Annotated in this window: 10 protein-coding genes; 5 read left to right on the forward strand and 5 right to left on the reverse strand. The window is 73.7% G+C overall.

What is annotated here, in order from left to right:
* Window positions 1-9 precede the first annotated feature (9 nt).
* The 4 genes from AB0G01_RS26000 to AB0G01_RS26015 form a co-directional block, all read right to left on the reverse strand.
* Window positions 10-1,209, reverse strand: coding sequence for a 3-deoxy-7-phosphoheptulonate synthase (locus AB0G01_RS26000; RefSeq protein WP_360950031.1), 1,200 nt, complete (start codon window positions 1,207-1,209; stop codon window positions 10-12).
* Window positions 1,210-1,272: 63 nt separating this feature from the next.
* Window positions 1,273-1,932, reverse strand: a complete 660-nt coding sequence (locus AB0G01_RS26005; protein ID WP_360950034.1) for a hypothetical protein — start codon at window positions 1,930-1,932, stop codon at window positions 1,273-1,275.
* 892 nt (window positions 1,933-2,824) lie between these two features.
* Window positions 2,825-2,965 (reverse strand): hypothetical protein, encoded by a 141-nt coding sequence (locus AB0G01_RS26010; RefSeq protein WP_360950037.1) that lies wholly within the window; start codon window positions 2,963-2,965, stop codon window positions 2,825-2,827.
* Window positions 2,962-3,111 (reverse strand): hypothetical protein, encoded by a 150-nt coding sequence (locus AB0G01_RS26015; RefSeq protein WP_360950040.1) that lies wholly within the window; start codon window positions 3,109-3,111, stop codon window positions 2,962-2,964. Before AB0G01_RS26015 ends, AB0G01_RS26010 begins: the two co-directional genes overlap by 4 nt.
* A gap of 187 nt (window positions 3,112-3,298) precedes the next feature.
* Here AB0G01_RS26015 and AB0G01_RS26020 point away from each other — a divergent pair, with 187 nt between their 5' ends.
* A complete protein-coding gene (locus AB0G01_RS26020) occupies window positions 3,299-5,110 on the forward strand; it encodes a non-ribosomal peptide synthetase (protein WP_360950043.1) in 1,812 nt (603 codons plus the stop codon).
* Window positions 5,111-5,165: 55 nt separating this feature from the next.
* Here AB0G01_RS26020 and AB0G01_RS26025 read toward each other — a convergent pair whose 3' ends face one another.
* Window positions 5,166-8,237, reverse strand: coding sequence for an amino acid adenylation domain-containing protein (locus AB0G01_RS26025; RefSeq protein WP_360950046.1), 3,072 nt, complete (start codon window positions 8,235-8,237; stop codon window positions 5,166-5,168).
* A 130-nt stretch (window positions 8,238-8,367) separates the two neighbouring features.
* Here AB0G01_RS26025 and AB0G01_RS26030 point away from each other — a divergent pair, with 130 nt between their 5' ends.
* The 4 genes from AB0G01_RS26030 to AB0G01_RS26045 all read left to right on the forward strand — a co-directional run bounded on the left by AB0G01_RS26030 (window position 8,368) and on the right by AB0G01_RS26045 (window position 17,957).
* Window positions 8,368-8,577, forward strand: coding sequence for an MbtH family NRPS accessory protein (locus AB0G01_RS26030; protein ID WP_360950049.1), 210 nt, complete (start codon window positions 8,368-8,370; stop codon window positions 8,575-8,577).
* 62 nt (window positions 8,578-8,639) lie between these two features.
* Window positions 8,640-14,852: an amino acid adenylation domain-containing protein gene (locus tag AB0G01_RS26035; protein ID WP_360950052.1), complete on the forward strand. Its 6,213-nt coding sequence runs from the start codon at window positions 8,640-8,642 to the stop codon at window positions 14,850-14,852.
* Entirely contained in the window at window positions 14,849-17,743 is a 2,895-nt protein-coding gene (locus tag AB0G01_RS26040; protein WP_360950055.1) for an amino acid adenylation domain-containing protein, read from the forward strand. Before AB0G01_RS26035 ends, AB0G01_RS26040 begins: the two co-directional genes overlap by 4 nt.
* Window positions 17,744-17,753: 10 nt before the next feature.
* Window positions 17,754-17,957, forward strand: a complete 204-nt coding sequence (locus tag AB0G01_RS26045; RefSeq protein WP_360950058.1) for a helix-turn-helix transcriptional regulator — start codon at window positions 17,754-17,756, stop codon at window positions 17,955-17,957.
* Window position 17,958 lies beyond the last annotated feature (1 nt).

Raw genomic sequence — 17,958 nt, forward strand, 5'->3', positions numbered from 1 at the left:
AAACGGGTGTCAGGCGATCCACGCGTCGAGGACGCGGGCGGTCTGCTCGGGGTTCAGCCGAGGGTCGAGCAGCGACGTGTAACGCGTTGTGTCGTAAGGGTCCTGGAAGTTGTCCGCGCACTCGTAGACGTCGTCGGGCGTGGCCTCCAGGTGCAACCCGGCCGGCCGCAACCCTTCGTCGAGCAGGATGCGCTGGAAGTGCCGCACCTCGGAGATGACGTGGTCGAGGTGGCGCGTCTTCAGGCCGCCGGCCGCCTTCACCGTGTTCCCGTGCATCGGGTCGGTGATCCAGTGCAGGTTGCGCACCCGCTGCCGCACGCGGCGCGCGATGGGGCGCAGCAGGTGGATGGACTCGTGCCCCATGCGGACGATGAACGCCAGCTTTCCCGGCTCGTCGTAGGGGTTCAGCGCCAGCGCGATCTCGACGGCCTCGTCCGGTGACGTGTCCGGCCCGATCTTCACGCTCACCGGGTTGGTCAGGGTTGCCGCGACCGCGACGTGCGCCGAGTCCAACTGCCGGGTGCGCGCGCCGATCCACGGCCAGTGCGTCGTCGCCAGGTGGTGGTCGATCGCCCCTTCGCGCAGGAAGTGCAGCTCGTAGTCGAGCAGCAGCATCTCGTGGCTGGTCCATACGACCTCGTCCCGGTACCGGGACCGGTTGAAGGACCGGACCACCTCGGCCGCCGTGCGGGCCGCCGCGTGCGCGGTCGCGACCCGTCCCGGCGTCGCCTGCCGCGCCTCGGCGCTCGCCGCCGGTGAGTTGACGATCGGGCCCCGGTAGCTGGGCAGCAGCGTGCCGGCCACGACCTCGTGGCTGCTCGACCGCGGTTTCGCGTACTGGCCGGCGATCCGGCCGACCGCCACGACCGGGCGTCCGGTGTGCGCGCCGAACCGCACGCGGTTCGCGTCGATGAACGCGAGCTTGTCCGCCGTGTCCGCCGCGACGTCGAGGTCGATGTCCTCCACGCAGTCCCCGAGCTGGAGCACCACGGCACCGGAGCTCTCCAGGCCGGCCAACCGCGCCTTCAGCTCAGTCGCGGAAGCGCGGTCCACCAGGTCCTCCGGCGGTAATCCGCGCAGGACGGCGGCCAGCGCCTCGGCGTCGGGCCAGTCGGGTTGCTGGTGGGCCGGGAGGTCGCGGAACCCCGTGGTGTGGTCCCTGGTGTGGTCCCTGGTGGGTGCGGGAGTACCGAGCGTGAGTTCGTTCATGTCCGTTCCTCATCGTGTCGACCTGTCACGCGGGCAACCGTCAGCCGATCCGGAAGGCGGCTGTCAGTGGGAGGCGGTCCAGACACAACCGTGACCCGTTTCGTCCTCGGTGAGCTCGTAGTCGGCGTTGAGGCCCTTGTTGGTGATCATCGCCGTGGTGGCGGGAACGCAGTACTCGCACGGCGCGTCGAGCGTGAGTTCCACCCCGCGCCGGCGAGCGAGTTCCCGGTAGTCCCAGATCGCGCAGTGACCGATCCGCAGCACCGCCCGCCCGGATTCCTGCTCGACCCACTGGGCGGCCGACCGGTACAGGCCCGCCTGGTTCTTCAGCCGTTGCAGCGGCACCGTCGCGTCGTGCTTGGGCTCGGCGTCGACGGCGGCGTAGACGGAACTGTTCATCGCGGCCCACGAGGAGAGGTGGTCGAGGCCGAAGTGGGTGACGACGAACTTCTCCATGAGCGCCTGGGCCCGGAAGAAAGCGGTTTTCCACTCGTCCTCGTCGTGCCCGTCCGGGATCTCCGCGAAGATGGCGCGCTTCGTTTCCAGCAATCCGTTCAACTGCGCCCCGGCCCGGCCGTCCACGATGAACCGGGTGAGCCCCGCCTCGGCCTCGATGAGCCGCCGCCGCCACAGCCGGGCCGCTGCGGTCCCACCGGGAACCCCGCTGGTCGGACGCTCGTCGAGCACGGTCACGTCCACCGGGCGTTCGTCGAGCAAGGTCACATCAACGTTGTCAGCACGCACGTGTCTAGGCCCCCGACTGGTGTTTTCGAGTCGCCGGCGCGGATCGCGCGGCGGCCCGCGGTGTTGATCGGTACCGCGACGCTGCGGCTTCGGTTTTTCGGCGCGCCGAAGCAGTGGCAGGGTGGCTGTCACGGCTTCGGTGGATTCGCGCTGGTCCGCGCTCTCCATCGGCGTGGGATTCCAGGACCGGTACGCCGGGAGTCGAGCCGGTACCGGCGGCAGTGGATTGGCGGCCTGGTCGTCGTCGACCAGGTAATGCCTACCGCGCGCCGGTGACCGATGCGGACAAAGGTCACTCTTCGGATGTGTTCACCTGCCCCATGTTAGGCCCGGGAACACCTCATTCGATCCCTTCTCAGGGATTGGGAGAACGTATGCGCGAGTCCGAAGGGACCCTTTGTGGGCAAGGTCGCAACCCCTTTTCAAGGGGGTGATTTAAATAATGCGCTGAAATAAATGACCGGTCGGGTGGAATAATCGGACCGGTCGGCGCGGGTGGGCCGGCCACGAGGTGTCCGGCCACTGTGGACGGTGTCCGCCCGGCGGTCCGGGCGGCGTCGACCGCGACCCGGTCACCATGGATCTCTTGTGCCGCAACGACAAGAGATACTTCCAGTGTGGAATAAACCGGTGGCGTGGGCGACTCGGGGGTCGACGGCCGAGTGCGGCGGCCGCGGTGAGCGCGTCGATGGCGTGGTCGTCCTTGACCGGCGCGTGACGACCGGGGCGTGCGCTGTGCCGGGGATGAGCGGGCAGCGCCGACCACTTTCCGGCACCCGGCCCCGGATCGCGTCGCGCAGGGCCGTGTCGGTCATCGCCGACAGGCCGCCGCAGGCCGTCAGCACGGCCCGCGAGGTGCGGGGCCGGGCGGTCAGGCGGTCGGCTCGACGGCCGAGAGCACCCCCGTGACGACCGTCGCGGAGACGTGGAACACGATCACCGGCGCGAATGGCGCGACCACGCCGTAGACCATCCACATCAGGACCGACTTCTGCCCGCGTTGGACGATCAACGCCCGTCGACGAGGTCCTTGGCGTGCGCGAGGAACAGTTCGGCCCGGTGGGTGGCCACCTGATCCCTGATGTTCGTCAGGTTCTCCCACCGCTCGGACAGCCCGCCGAGGACGTCGGTGGACTCCCGGCCGGCGGCCCGCACCACCCAACCGCCCTCCTCCGGGCGACCACGCCTTCGATGGTGAACGCGGGCCGGTGGCTCCGGGGAGTCGAGCCCGGGTGACGCGCTGACGGCGGCAGGGGGTGCGCTCGCCGGGCGTGGCGGCGGGCGGCCGGAAAGTGTGCGGGTTCGTCTCTGCCGTCGCCCGGGATCGCGGCCGGATACTGCGGCCGTGACTGATCTGCTGCGTGGCCTTGAAGTGCCGCTGCCGGACCGGTGCGTGCACGAGTCGTTCGCCGAGCACGCGTCGGCACGTCCGGACGCCGTCGCGGTCCGGTGGGACGGCGGCGAGCTCGCCTACGGGGAACTGGAGCTGCGCGCCAACCGCTTCGCGCACGTGCTGCGCGCGCACGGGGTGGGACCCGAGGTCGCGGTGGCGCTGTGCCTCGAACGCGGACCGGACCTGCTCGTGGCGATGCTCGGCATCCTCAAGGCGGGCGGGTACTACGTCCCGCTGGACCCCGACTACCCCGCCGCCCGCCTGGACCACATGGTCGCGGACTCGGGTGCCGGTGTCGTGGTCACGCAGCGGTCGCTGGTCGGGCGGGTCGCCTCGGCGGGGTCGGTCGTCGTCGTGGACGAGACGGACCTGAGCACCGGTCCGACCGGCGCGCCGGACGTCGCGGTCTTCCCGGACAACCTGATCTACACGATGTACACCTCCGGGTCGACGGGCCGGCCCAAGGGCGTCCAGGTCACGCACCGGGGCGTCCTGCGGCTCGTGCACGGCTCGGACTTCGCGGACTTCGACGCCGACCAGGTGTTCCTGCTGCTGACCTCCCTGTGCTTCGACGTGTCGACGTTCGAGCTGTGGGGGGCGCTGGCGAACGGCGCGGTCCTCGCCGTGCTCCCGCCGGGTCCTCCGACGGCCGAGGCGGTCGAGGCCGCCGTGCGCCGGCACGGGGTCAGCACCCTGTGGCTCAGCTCCGGCCTGTTCGCCCACGTCGTGGACACCCGGATCGGGGCGCTGGCCGGTGTGCGGCACGTGATCGCGGGCGGCGACGTGGTGCCGCCGGTGCAGGCGCGGCGGGTCGTCGAGGAGCTCGGCGCGGAGATGAGCAACGGCTACGGCCCCACCGAGTGCACGACGTTCGCCTGCGCCCTGCGCGGCATGACCGTCGCCGACACCCTGGGTGCCGTCCCGATCGGCACCCCGATCGCCAACACCCGCGCGTTCGTCGCCGACGCGTCCGGCCTGCCGCTGGCCCGGGGCGGACGCGGCGAGCTGCTGCTGGGCGGCCCCGGCGTGGCCCGGGGGTACCGCGACCGGCCGGCGCTGACGGCGGAGCGCTTCGTCCCGGACCCGACCGGCGACGGGGAGCGCGTCTACCGCACCGGGGACGAGGCCCGGGTCCGCGCCGACGGGGTGGTCGAGTTCTTCGGCCGGCTGGACGACCAGGTCAAGATCCGGGGGTTCCGGGTGGAGCTGGGCGAGGTGGAGACGGCGCTGGTCGCCCACCCGGCCGTGCGCACCGCCGTGGTGACCGCCCACGACCGCGACGGGTCCGACCGCGTGCTGGTCGCCCACGTCGTCGGCGACGCCGCCGCCGACGAGCTGCACGCCTTCCTGTCCGAGCGGCTGCCCGACCACATGGTGCCCGGCCTGTGGTCGTTCCTGGCCGGCCTGCCCGTCACCCCGAACGGCAAGGTCGACCGGGCGGCCCTCACCGTGCCCGTCGCCGCGACCGGCACCTACGTCGCGCCGCGCACCCCGGTCGAGGAGGTCGTCACCGAGATCTGGTGCGAGCTGCTCGGCGTGGAGCGGATCGGCGTGCACGACGACTTCTTCGCCGACCTGGGCGGGCACTCGCTGCTGGCCACCCGGTTCGTGGCCCTGGTCGCCGAGCGGTTCCCGGTCGAGCTGCCCGTGCGCAGCCTGTTCGACTTCCCGACCGTGGAAGGGGCGGCGGCCCACATCCACGACGCGGTCGTCGCGCACGTCGACGGGCTCTCCGACGACGACGTGGCCGCCGTCCCGGTCTGAGACCGACCGGGGCGGGCGGGAGCGGCGGTCGCCCCCGCCCGCCCCGCGGTGTCGTTCAGGACTTGCCCGCCGTGGCCTCCTCGACCACCACGGCCAGCGCGGCGACGGTGCGCGCGGTGAACAGGTGGCGCAGGGTGATGCGGACGTCGAACCGCTTGCGCAGCCGCGAGAGGACCCGGGTCGCCAGCAGCGAGTGGCCGCCCAGGCGGAAGAAGTCGTCGTGGGTGCCGAAGTCGCCGTGGGGCAGCACTTCCCGCCAGATCGAGCGGATGGCGCTCTCCACCTCGGACTCCGGGGCCGTCGGCGGCGCGGAGACCGGGGCCGGGACGGGGAGCGCGGCGCGGTCCACCTTCCGGCTCGGGGTGAGCGGCAGCTCGGGCAGCGCCACCCACAGGCCGGGCACCATGTACTCCGGCAGGTGCGCGCGCAGCGCGTCCCGCAGCACGTCGGTGTCCACGTCGTCCCCGGCGGGCACGACGTAGGCGACCAGTTGCGGGTCGGGCAGGTCCTTGGTGACCACGGCCGCCGCCCGCACCCCCGGCTGCGCGGCCAGCACCGCCTCGACCTCGCCCAGCTCGACCCGGAAGCCCCGGACCTTCACCTGGTCGTCCACGCGGCCCAGGAACTCCACCGCGCCGTCCGCGCGCACCCTGGCCAGGTCGCCGGTCCGGTACAGGCGGGCCCCGGGCACGCCGGAGAACGGGTCGGGCACGAACCGGTCGGCCGTCAGCGCCGGACGCCGCAGGTACTCCCGGGCCACCCGCGACCCGCCCAGGTGCAGTTCGCCGGGCACGCCGACGGGCGCGGGGCGTCCTCGGTCGTCGAGCACGTACGCGCCGGTCCCCGGCACCGGCCGGCCGATGGGCAGCGACGGCGCGGCCAGGTCCGCCCCCACCGCCCGGTGCAGGAGGCTGGTGATCGTCGCCTCCGTCGGGCCGTAGCAGGCCACGAAGCGCCCCGGGACGGCCAGGTCGTGCCAGCGGCGGGCGTCGTCGGCGGTCACCACGTCCGCGCCGACGTTCACCAGCCGCAGCGACCGGACGTCGTCGGGGGAGATCACGGACATCAGCTCGCGGTAGTAGTGCGGGGTGATGTTCACGGCGGTGATCCGGAACCGCCGCAGCCGCTCGGCCAACTCCTCCGGCGTCCAGAACAGCGGGTCGCTCAGCAGCACCGCCGCACCGGCCAGCAGCGACGCGCCGATCTGCTCCAACGACGTGTCGAAGGCCAGGGACGCGAGCGAGAGCACCCGGTCCTCGGCGGTGGTCCCGTACTCGCCGGCGATCACCACGGCGTGCTCCGCGTAGGCCCCGTGCTCGACCAGCACCCCCTTCGGCCGCCCGGTCGACCCGGAGGTGTAGATCACGTAGGCGGGGTCGCCCGCGTCCACCGTCCACTCCGGACGGTCGCAGGACTGGCCCGCCGCGTCGTCCGGGACGATCACCGGGCCGCCGGGGAACAGCGCGGCCGTGCCCGCCCGGGTCACCACCGCGCCCACCCGCGCGTCCGCGACCAGGAAGGCCAGCCGGTCGGCGGGGTGCGCCGGGTCGAACGGCACGTAGGCCGCCCCCGACTTGAGCACCCCGACCAGGGACACCACGGCGTCGAAACCGCGTTCCAGGCACACCCCGACGGCGGCACCCCGGCCCAGGCCCCGCGACCGCAGGAGCCGGGCCAGCCGGGTGGACCGGGCGTCCAGTTCGCCGTAGGTCATCTCGTCGTCGCCGAACAGCACGGCCGGCGCGTCCGGCCGCGCGGCGGCGCGGGCGGCGAACAGGTCGGGGAAGCACGCCGGTGCCCCGCCGCCGCCCGGCACGGTGCCCCACTCGTCCACCAGGAGCCGGAACTCGTCGTCGGGCAGCACCTCCAGCTCGCAGACCGGTCGACCGGGGGCGTCGACGACGCTCTCCAGCAACCGCACGTACCGGCGCGCCATCCGCTCGGCGGTGCCGGCGTCGAACAGCGCGGTCGGGTAGGTCAGGGTCCCGGTCAGCGCGCCGTCGGGGCGGCGCTCGAACTGGAGGCCGAGGTCGAACGTGGCGGACGCCCACCCGACGTCGACCTCCGCCACGGACAGGCCGGGCAGGGCGAACCGGTCCTCGGCGATCTCGTTGAGCCCGAAGGCCACCTGGACCAGCGGGTTGCGCGAGAGGTCCCGGTCGGGCTCGAACTCCGCGACCAGCCGCTCGAATTGCACGTCCTGGTGGTCGAACGCGGCCAGCGCCGTCTCCGCGACCCGGTCCAGCAGCCCCTCGAAGCTCGGGTCGCCGCCCAGGTCCGTGCGCAGCACCAGCGTGTTGACGAAGAACCCCACCAGGTCCTCCACCTCGGCCAGCGGGCGGCCCGCCACCGGGCACCCGACCGCGATGTCGGTCGTCCCGGCGTGCCGGCGCAGGAACACCAGGTACACCGCCAGCAGCACCATGAACGGCGTGGCCCGCCGCGACCGGCCCAGTTCCGCCAGCCGGCCGGCCAGCGCGGCGGGCACCTCCACCCGCACGGCCGCGCCGGTCGGGTCCCACGACGGCGGGCGCGGCCGGTCGGTGGGCAGCTCCAGCGGGGCCAGGCCCGCCAGCCGCGCGCGCCAGAAGTCGAGCTGCGCCTCCAGGCCCGCCGCCGACTCCCGTTGCCATGCCGCGAAGTCCGCGTACTGCACGGGCGGCTCGGGCAGCGCCGCGCCGCCGTAGCCGGCGGCCAGGTCGCGGGCGAACACGTCCCACGACCACCCGTCGAACGCGATGTGGTGCACCACGACCACCAGCACGTGGTCGACCGGGGAGAGCCGCAGCAGCCGGGCCCGCAGCGGCCACTGCGCCGCCAGGTCGAACCCCGCCGCCAGTTCCGCCGCGACCAGCGCGTCCACCTCGTGCCCGGCGACGTCGAGCACCGGCAGCGGAACGGGTGCCGGCTCGTCCACCACCTGCTCCGGCGCGCCACCGCGATCCCGGTAGCGGGTGCGCAGCACCTCGTGGCGGTCGACCAGGGAGTCCAGCGCGCCGGCGAGCGCGGGCACGTCCAGGTCGCCGCCGAGGCGCAGCACCAGGGGGAGCAGGTACTCGTTCCCGCCGGGGCGCAGCGCGTCGAGGAACCACAGGCGCTCCTGCGGGAAGGACAGCGGCAGGCTCATGGTCGTCAGGGTGACGGCCGCGCGTCGCGCGGCACAGGGACGGCACCGCGTGAGCGTTGCTGCGTGTTTGTTCCTTGTCCGCACGCCCGCGTGCGTGCACGCTCGGCGTCCGACCGACTGGGGAGGACACATGAGCGACGACGAGCGCACTTACGGCGTGGTGGTCAACCACGAGGAGCAGTACTCGATCTGGCCCGTGGACCGCGAACTGCCCTCCGGCTGGCGCTACGAAGGCGTCCAAGGCCCCAAGCAGACGTGCCTGGACCACATCGACCAGGTGTGGACCGACATGCGCCCGCTGAGCCTGCGCCAACGCATGGCGGCCGACGCGACCGCCTGACGCGGCGGAACACGCCGTCGGCGACGACGGCCACGGGGGACGGGTCAGCGGGGGACGAGGTCATGGGCGAGAACACGGCCGCACGGCGGCAGGAGTTGCTGGAGCGGTACCTCCGGGGGACCGTGCCCGCGAAGGCGGACAACGCGATACCCGCCGTGGACCGGACCCGCCCGCTGGAGCTGTCCGCCGCGCAACGGCGGATGTGGTTCCTGGACCGGTTGCGGCCCGGCGGCACCGAGTACGCGGTGACCTCGGCGTGGCGGCTCGACGGCGACCCCGACGTCGAACGGCTGCGCGCCGCGTGGCTGGAGGTCGTGCGGCGGCACGAGGTGCTGCGCACCACCTACGTCGAGCACGACGGGACCCCGGCGCAGGTCGTCGGGCCGGTCGAGGTCGACTTCCGGGTGGTGCACACCGACGACGTGGCGGCGACGACCCTCGCCGAGGCGTCCGTTCCGTTCGACCTGGCCGCCCGCGCCCCGCTCCGGGTGCGGCTCCTGCGGCTGCCCGACGGCGGCCACGTGCTGCTGGTCGTGGCCCACCACATCGCCTGGGACGGCTGGTCCGCCTCCGCCGTCGCCAAGGACCTCGCCGCCTTCTACGACCACCGCGACCGGCCCCCGCTGCGGGCCCAGTACGCGGATTTCGCCGCCTGGCACCGGGAACACGCGCGGGGGCCGTCGGTCACCCGGCAGCTCGACTTCTGGCGCACCCGGCTCGCGGGCGCTCCGGTGCTGGACCTGCCCACCGACCGGCCGAGGCCGCCCGTGCACGACCCGCGCGGCGACATCGTCCGGTTCACCGTCGACGCCGGGGTCGCCGCCCGCCTGACCGCGCTGGCCGCGCAGCGCCGCGCGACGGTGTTCACCGTGCTGCTCGCCGCCTACCAGGTGCTGCTGTCCCGCTACGCCGGGCAACGCGACCTCACGGTGGGCACGCCGGTCGCCGGGCGGATGCGCGCCGAGACCCACGACATGGCGGGCCTGTTCCTCAACACGCTGGTGCTGCGGGCCGACGTGGACCCCTCGGCCCCGTTCGCCGACTTCCTCGACCGGGTGCGGCTCGACGTGCTCGACGGCCTGTCCCACCAGGAAGCGCCCTTCGAACGGCTGGTGGACGTGCTGGCCCCGGACCGCGACCTGTCGCGCTCGCCGCTGTTCCAGGCCATGTTCGTCTTCCAGAACACCGAACGGGCCGAGTTCACCTCGGCCGGGCTGCACGCCGAACCGGTGCACTCCCCGTGGCACAGCGCCAAGTTCGACCTGACGCTGGAGGTCACCGAGCAGCCGGACGGCACCTTCGCCGGGGTGCTGGAGTACCCGGTCGCGCTGTTCGACCGGACCACCGTCGAGCGGGTGGCGGGCCACTTCCGGACGCTGCTGGGCGGCATCGCCGACGACCCCGCCTCCCGGGTCGCCGACCTGCCGTGGCTCACCGGGGCCGAGGTGGCGCAGCTCGAACGCTGGTCCGACCACCGGGCCGACTACCCCGGCGGCACGCTGGTCGACCTGCTGGGCGACCTCGGTCCGCTGGTGGCCGGGGACGTCGAGCTCACCGCCGCCGAGCTGGCCTCCCGGTCCGACCGGGCGGCGCACCGGCTGCGGTCGCTCGGCGTCGGCCCGGAAACGGTCGTGGGCGTGCGGCTGGAACGCGGCGTGGAACTGGTCGTGGCTCTGCTGGGGGTGCTGAAGGCGGGTGGCGCTTACCTGCCGTTGGACCCGGAGCTGCCCGAGGAGCGCCTGAGGTTCATGGTCGAGGACTCCGGCGCGCGGATCGTGATCACGCCCGGTGACCTCGTCGACTTGGACGAGCCCGACGGCCCCGTGGAGTCGGGTGTGGGGCCGGGGAATGCGGCGTATGTGATGTATACGTCGGGTTCGACGGGTCGTCCGAAGGGTGTGGTGGTGGAGCATCGGGCGGTGGTGAATCGTCTGCGGTGGGCGCAGGCGGAGTATGGTTTGGATTCGTCGGATCGGGTGTTGCAGAAGACGCCGTGTGGTTTTGATGTGTCGGTGTGGGAGTTTTTTTGGACGTTGTCGGTTGGTGCGACGTTGGTGGTGGCGGAGCCGGGTGGTCATCGTGATCCGGCGTATTTGGTGCGGGTGATTGTTGAGCGGGGTGTGACGACGGCGCATTTTGTGCCGTCGATGTTGCGGGTGTTTTTGGGTGGGGTGTTGCCGGGGTTGCCGTTGCGGCGGGTGTTGTGCAGTGGTGAGGCGTTGCCGGACGATCTTGCGGAGTCGTTCCATCGGCTTGTGGGTTGTGAGTTGCACAACCTGTACGGGCCGACGGAGGCGGCGGTGGACGTGTCCGCTACCCGGTGCCTGCCGGGGGAGAGGGTCACGATCGGCCGCCCGGTGGCCAACACCCGGCTGCACGTGGTGAACGACGACCTGCGACTCGTGCCGGTGGGTGTCCCCGGTGAACTGGTGATCGCCGGTGTGCAGTTGGCGCGCGGCTACCTGGGACGGCCGGGGCTGACCGCCGAGCGGTTTGTGCCCGACCCGTTCGCCCGGTCGCCGGGAGAACGGCTCTACCGCACCGGGGACCTCGTCCGCCTCCTGCCGGACGGCACGATCGACTACCTCGGCCGCCTGGACCACCAGGTGAAGCTGCACGGCAACCGCATCGAGCTCGGCGAGGTCGAAGCCGCCCTGCTCACCCACCCCGACGTCCGGGCCGCCGCCGTCGCCGTGCACGACAACCGGCTGGTCGGCTACGTCGTCCCGGTCGGCGCGCCGCCGTCCGACCTGCGCGCCCACCTCGCCACCACCCTGCCCGACGTGATGATCCCCGTCGTGTGGACGGTGCTGGCCGCGCTGCCGCTGACCGCCAGCGGCAAGACCGACCGCAACGCCCTGCCCGCCCCCGGAGCCCGCCGCGCCGCCGCCGGGTACGTCGCGCCCCGCACCCCCGCCGAAATCCTGGTCGCCCGGGTGTTCGCCGAAGCGACCGGAGCCGACCGGGTCGGCGCGGAGAGCGGCTTCTTCGAACTCGGCGGCGACTCGCTGCGCGCCATCCGCGCGGTGGGCCTGCTCCGGGCGCAGGGCGTCGACGTCGGCGTCCAGGACCTGTTCCGCCGCCCGAAGGTGGCCGACCTCGCCGCCGGGCTCACCACCGCCATGTCCGCCCCGGAGGCCGGCACCGCCCCGTTCGCGCTGATCGGCGCGGAGCAGCGGGCCGCGCTGCCCGCCGACGTGGTGGACGCCTACCCGCTCACCCAGGCGCAGGCGGGCATGGTGCACCTCATGCTGGCGGGCACCGATCGCGGCCTGTACGTCAACGCGCTCGGCTACCCCGTCCACGACGACGGCGAGTTCAGCCTCCCCGCGCTGCACGAGGCCGCACGGCTGCTCGCCGCCAAGCACGAGATCCTGCGCACCTCGATCGACCTGGCCGACGGCGGCACGCCCCTCCAGCGCGTCCACGCCGCCGCCGAGGTCGAGATGACCTGCACCGACCTGCGCGGGCTGGACCGCGAGGCGCGGGCGGCCCGGCTGCGCGCGTTCCTCGACGCCGACCGTCCCCGCCCGTTCGACCTGACGCGGCCCTGCCTGCTGCGCCTGCACGTGCACCGGTTCGGCGACCACGAGTGGCGGCTGACGTTCGTCTACGTGCACGCCATCCTCGACGGCTGGAGCCAGAACTCCCTCGTCGCCGAGCTGCTGGACGCCTACCGCGCGGTCCGCGCCGGGCGGGCGTGGCCCGCGGCACCGCCCGCCGTCCGCTTCGCCGACACCGTGGCCCGCGAGCTGCTCGCGCTGGAATCCGCGCCGGACCGCGCCTTCTGGGCCGCCCAGGTCGAGGGGATCGCCGGGTTCACCGTCCCGGCCGCGTGGGCGGGCGAGGACGACGGCGTCTACCGCACCGCGCGCGTGCCCCACGGCGACCTGCCCCTGGACGCCGTCGCGGCGGACGCCGGGGTGCCGCTCAAGAGCCTGCTGCTGGCCGCCCACCTCACGGCGCTGCGCACGGTGTCCGGAGCCACCGACGGCGACCCGGTCTTCCACACCGGGTACGTCACCAACGGCCGGCTGGAGCGGGTGGACGGCGAGCTGGTGCGCGGCATGTTCCTCAACACCGTGCCGCTGCTGGTGCGCTCCACCGCCGGGACGTGGGCCGACCTGGCGCGCGAGGTGTTCGCCGCGGAGACCGCGCTGTGGCCCCACCGGCACTTCCCGCTGCCCGAGATGCAGGCCGCGTGGGGCGGGGCGACGCCGCTGGTCGACGTCTTCTTCAACCACACCGACATGCACGTGCTCGACCCGGACGTGGTCGCGCTCGACGGCGTGGAGGACAGCACCCCCAACGAGTTCGGGCTCTCGGTCTCCACGACGCCGGGCGCGTTCGTGCTGGAGGCGTTCACGCACAAGGTGAGCGCCGGGCACCTGGACCTGCTGGCGCGGGTCTACCGGCACGCCCTGGAGAGCGCGTGCGCGGGCGGCGACCCCCGGTCCACCGGCCTGCCCGCCGCCGACCGCGCCGAGGCGCTGCGGGGCACGCCCGCGCCCCCGGCGCTGCCCGCGACCCTGCCGGGCCTGGTCGCCCGCGCGGTCCGCGCGCACCCGGACGCCGTCGCCGTCGTCGCCGGCGACGACGAACTGACCTACCGGGAGCTCGACGCCCGCGTCGCCGCCCTCGCGGGCCGGCTGCGCGCGGTCGGGGTCGGCCGGGGCTCGCTGGTGGCGCTCCTGCTGCACCGGGGCGTCGACACCCTGGTCGCGCCGCTGGCCGTGCACCGCGCGGGCGCGGCGTACCTGCCGGTGGACCCGGACTACCCGGCGCAGCGCGTGGCGTACGTGCTGGCCGACTCCCGGGCCGACGCCGTGATCACCGAACCGCTGCTGACCGGACTGCTCGGCGACACGACCGCCCACGTCGTCCTCGCCGGCGAGACGGGTCCGGCGGTCGAGGCGCGGGAACCGGAGGCCGACGACCTCGCGTACGTCATCTACACCTCCGGTTCGACCGGGCGTCCCAAGGGCGTGATGGTCGGCCACGGCGCGCTGGGCAACTTCCTGCTCTCCATGCGGGACCGCCCCGGCCTGGCACCCGGCGCTGCGGTGCTCGCGCTGACCACGGTCTCGTTCGACATCTCCGCGCTGGAGCTGTACCTGCCGCTGCTGGTCGGCGGCCGGACCGTGATCGCCACCGGCGGCGACGCCGAGGACCCGCACCGGCAGGCCGACCTGGTGCACCGGGCCGGGGTGTCGGTGGTGCAGGCGACCCCGTCCCGGCTGCGGGTGCTGCTCGACTCCGGCTGGGTGCCGCCCCGGGGGCTGACCGTGTTCGCCGGCGGGGAGAAGCTGACCGCCGACCTGGCCCGCGCGCTGACCGCCGGCGGAGCCGTGCTGTGGGACCTCTACGGGCCCACCGAGACGACCGTCTGGTCCACCGTCGCCGGCGTGTCCGACGGGGTCGCGCAGGTGTGGGAACCGGTGGCGGGCACCGACGTGCGGCTGCTCGACTGGCGCGGCGAACCCGCGCCGCCGGGCGTGGTGGGCGAGGTGTGGCTGGGCGGTGCCGGGCTGGCGCGCGGCTACCTCGGCCGTCCCGCGCTGACCGCCGAGCGGTTCGTGCCGGACCCGCACTCGCCGGTGCCGGGAGCGCGGCTGTACCGCACGGGCGACCTCGCCCGGCGGCGGCCGGACGGGCACGTCGAGATCCTCGGCCGGGTGGACCACCAGGTGAAGGTGCGGGGCCACCGCATCGAACCCGGCGAGGTCGAGGCGGTGTTGCTGGCCCAACCCGGGGTGCGGGACGCGGTCGTGCTGCCGTTCACCGCCGCGTCCGGCGGGCTCGAACTGGCCGGGTACGTCGTCGGCGACGTCACGGCCGCCGACCTGCGGCGCTCGGCGGCCGGGACGCTGCCCGACCACCTGGTGCCCAGTTCGCTGCTCGTCCTCGACGCCTTCCCGCTGACCCCGGCGGGCAAGCTGGACCGCGCCGCGCTGCCCGCGCCGGACGCGGCACCCCGGGCGGTCTACGTCGCACCGCGCACCCCGGAGGAGGACGTGGTGGCCGGGGTGTGGGCCGCCGCGCTCGGCGTGGACCGGGTCGGCGTGCGCGACGACTTCTTCGACCAGGGCGGGCACTCGTTGCTGGCCAACCGGATCGCCATGCGGCTGCGGTCCGCGCTCGGGGTGGCGGTGCCCGTGCGGGCGCTGTTCGACCACCCCACCGTCGAGGCGCTGTCCGCCGCGCTGGCCGGCTACCCCCGCCAGGCACCGATCCTCGCGGCCCGCCGCCGCGCGAAGGTGGGCGAGGACGCATGACCACCCTGCCGGAGCTGGTGGCCGAGGGCGCGCGCATCGGCGACGTCGCCGTCGTCGCGGACGACGTGGTGCTGACCCACGCGGAACTGCACGCTCGTGCCGACGCGCTCGCCGCCAGGCTGCGCTCGCTCGGCGTCGGCCCGGAGTCGGTCGTGGGCGTGCGGATGCCCCGGTGCGCGGAATTGGTCGTGGCTCTGCTGGGGGTGCTGAAGGCGGGTGGCGCTTACCTGCCGCTGGACCCGGAGCTGCCCGAAGAACGCTTGAGGTTCATGGTCGAGGACTCCTCGGCCGAGCTGGTGATCACCCGGGATTTCGTCGCCGAGACCGGCACATCGGGGAGTCCGGTGGAGTCGGGTGTGGGGCCGGGGAATGCGGCGTATGTGATGTATACGTCGGGTTCGACGGGTCGTCCGAAGGGTGTGGTGGTGGAGCATCGGGCGGTGGTGAATCGTCTGCGGTGGGCGCAGGCGGAGTATGGTTTGGATTCGTCGGATCGGGTGTTGCAGAAGACGCCGTGTGGTTTTGATGTGTCGGTGTGGGAGTTTTTTTGGACGTTGTCGGTTGGTGCGACGTTGGTGGTGGCGGAGCCGGGTGGTCATCGTGATCCGGCGTATTTGGTGCGGGTGATTGTTGAGCGGGGTGTGACGACGGCGCATTTTGTGCCGTCGATGTTGCGGGTGTTTTTGGGTGGGGTGTTGCCGGGGTTGCCGTTGCGGCGGGTGTTGTGCAGTGGTGAGGCGTTGCCGGACGATCTTGCGGAGTCGTTCCATCGGCTTGTGGGTTGTGAGTTGCACAACCTGTACGGGCCGACCGAGGCGGCGGTGGACGTGTCGGCCGTGCGGTGCCTGCCGGGCGAGAGGGTCACGATCGGCCGCCCGGTGGCCAACACCCGGCTGCACGTGGTGGACAACGACTTCCGCGAGACCGACGGCCGAGGCGAATTGATGATCGCCGGCGTGCAACTCGCGCGCGGCTACCTCGGGAGGCCGGGGCTGACCGCCGAGCGGTTCGTGCCCAACCCGTTCGCCCAGTCGCCGGGAGAGCGCCTCTACCACTCCGGCGACCTGGCCTCGTGGCTGCCGGACGGCACGATCGACTACCACGGCCGCCTGGACCACCAGGTGAAGCTGCACGGCAACCGCATCGAGCTCGGCGAGGTCGAAGCCGCCCTGCTCACCCACCCCGGCGTGCGCGCGGCGGTCGCGGCCGTCCGCGACGACCGGCTCGTGGCCTACTTCGTGCCCGCCGGGGAACCGCCACGCGGCACCGAGCTCCGCGCCCACCTGGCGACCACCCTGCCGGAGGCGGTGCTCCCCACCGCGTGGGTGCCGCTGGCCGCGCTGCCGCTGACCACCAGCGGCAAGACCGACCGCAACGCCCTGCCCGACCCGGACGGCCGACGCCCCGACCTGGCCGTCCCCCTCGTCCTCCCGCGCGACGACGCCGAACGCACCGTGGCCGCCACCTGGTCCGAGGTGCTGGGGGTGCGGCCGGTCGGCGTCCACGACCCGTTCCTCGACCTCGGCGGCCAGTCCCTGGCCGCGACCAGGGTGTGCGCCCGCCTCACCGAGGCGTTCGGCCGCCGCGTGACCGTCGCCGACCTGTTCACCGCGCCCACCGTGGAGGCGTTGGCCGAGCTCGTCACCGGGGACCTGCCCGCCGTGGCCACCGCCGTCGCCGAACCCGGCCTGTCGGCGGCCCAGCAGCGGATGTGGTTCCTCGACCAGCTCTCCGGGCCGTCGCCCGAGTACTCGATGCACGAGGCGTACCGGTGCGCCGGCGACATCGACGTCGAAGCCCTGCGCGCCGCCGTCGTGGCGCTCGGCCGGCGGCACGCGACGCTGCGCACGACCTACCGCGCCGAGCGCGGCGTGCCCAGCCCCGAGGTCGGCGGGTCCGACCTGGAGCTGACCGTCGTGGACGGTCCGGCGGAGGAGTTCCTCGCCCGCGAGGTCGTCCGGCCGTTCGACCTGGCGCACGGCCCGGTGGTGCGGCTGAGCCTGGTCCGCACCGCCCCGGGCCGGTCCGTGCTGCTCGCGGTGATCCACCACATCACCGCCGACGACACGTCGATGGCCGTCCTGTGGCGCGACCTGGCGGCGCTGTACCGGGGCGAAACCCCGCCGCCGCTGCCGCCGGTGCCCCCGGAACGGCCCGACCCGGCGGGGCCCGCGTACTGGCGGGACCGGCTCGCGGGCGCGCCCCCGGTGCTGGAGGTGCCCGGCGACCTGCCCCGGCCCACTCGACGGGAGACCACCGAGGGCACCGCGGAGTTCGCGCTGTCGGCGGACGTGGTCGAACGCCTGCGGGCCGGTGCGCGCGCGGCCGGGGTGACCGACTACACGGCGCTGCTCGCGGTGTTCGCCCGGTACCTGCGGCGGCTCACCGGCCGGCGGGACCTGGTGGTCGCGACGTTCACCGGGAACCGGCCCTCGGTGGCGGCGGAGGACGCGATCGGCCTGTTCGTCAACACGCTGCCACTGCGCTTCGACCTGCCGGGGGAGCGGTACGCGGACGCGCTGCCCGTCGTCCGGGACGCCGTCCTGGGGGCGCTGCGCCACCAGGACACCCCCTTCGACCGGATCGTCACCGCCGTGCGCCCGCCCCGCGACCTCACCCGCAACCCGGTCGCCCAGGTCGCCTTCCAGACCCTCGGCTCGCTCGCCGACCGGCTGGTGCTGCCCGGCGTCGCGGTGACGCCGTGGCGGGTCGGGCAGGGCGGCAACCCGTTCGACCTGATGGTCACCGTGCGCGACGCGGCCGAGGGCGTCGCGGGCACGCTGCACTACGACCGCGCGCTCTACACCGAGGGCGCGGCGGCGGACCTCGCGCGCGGGTTCGCCGACCTCGTCCGCGAAAGCGCCGGGGAGGTGGGCGCGGGCCCCTCGTAGACTCGGCGGCATGGCCGCCACGCCCGACCTGTCGGACCGGGACATCCGGGTGCTCGCCCTCGTCGCCGACGGCCACAGCAACGCGGAGATCGCCGCCGAGACGGGGTGGTCCGAGCACACCGTGCGCAACACGCTGCACGACCTGATGACCAGGCTCGGCGTGCGCAACCGCGCGCACGCCGCCGCGTACGCCGTGCGCAACGGGTTCATCTAGA

It is taken from the genome of Actinosynnema sp. NPDC023587, assembly GCF_040640215.1.
Classification (GTDB): Bacteria; Actinomycetota; Actinomycetes; order Mycobacteriales; family Pseudonocardiaceae; genus Actinosynnema.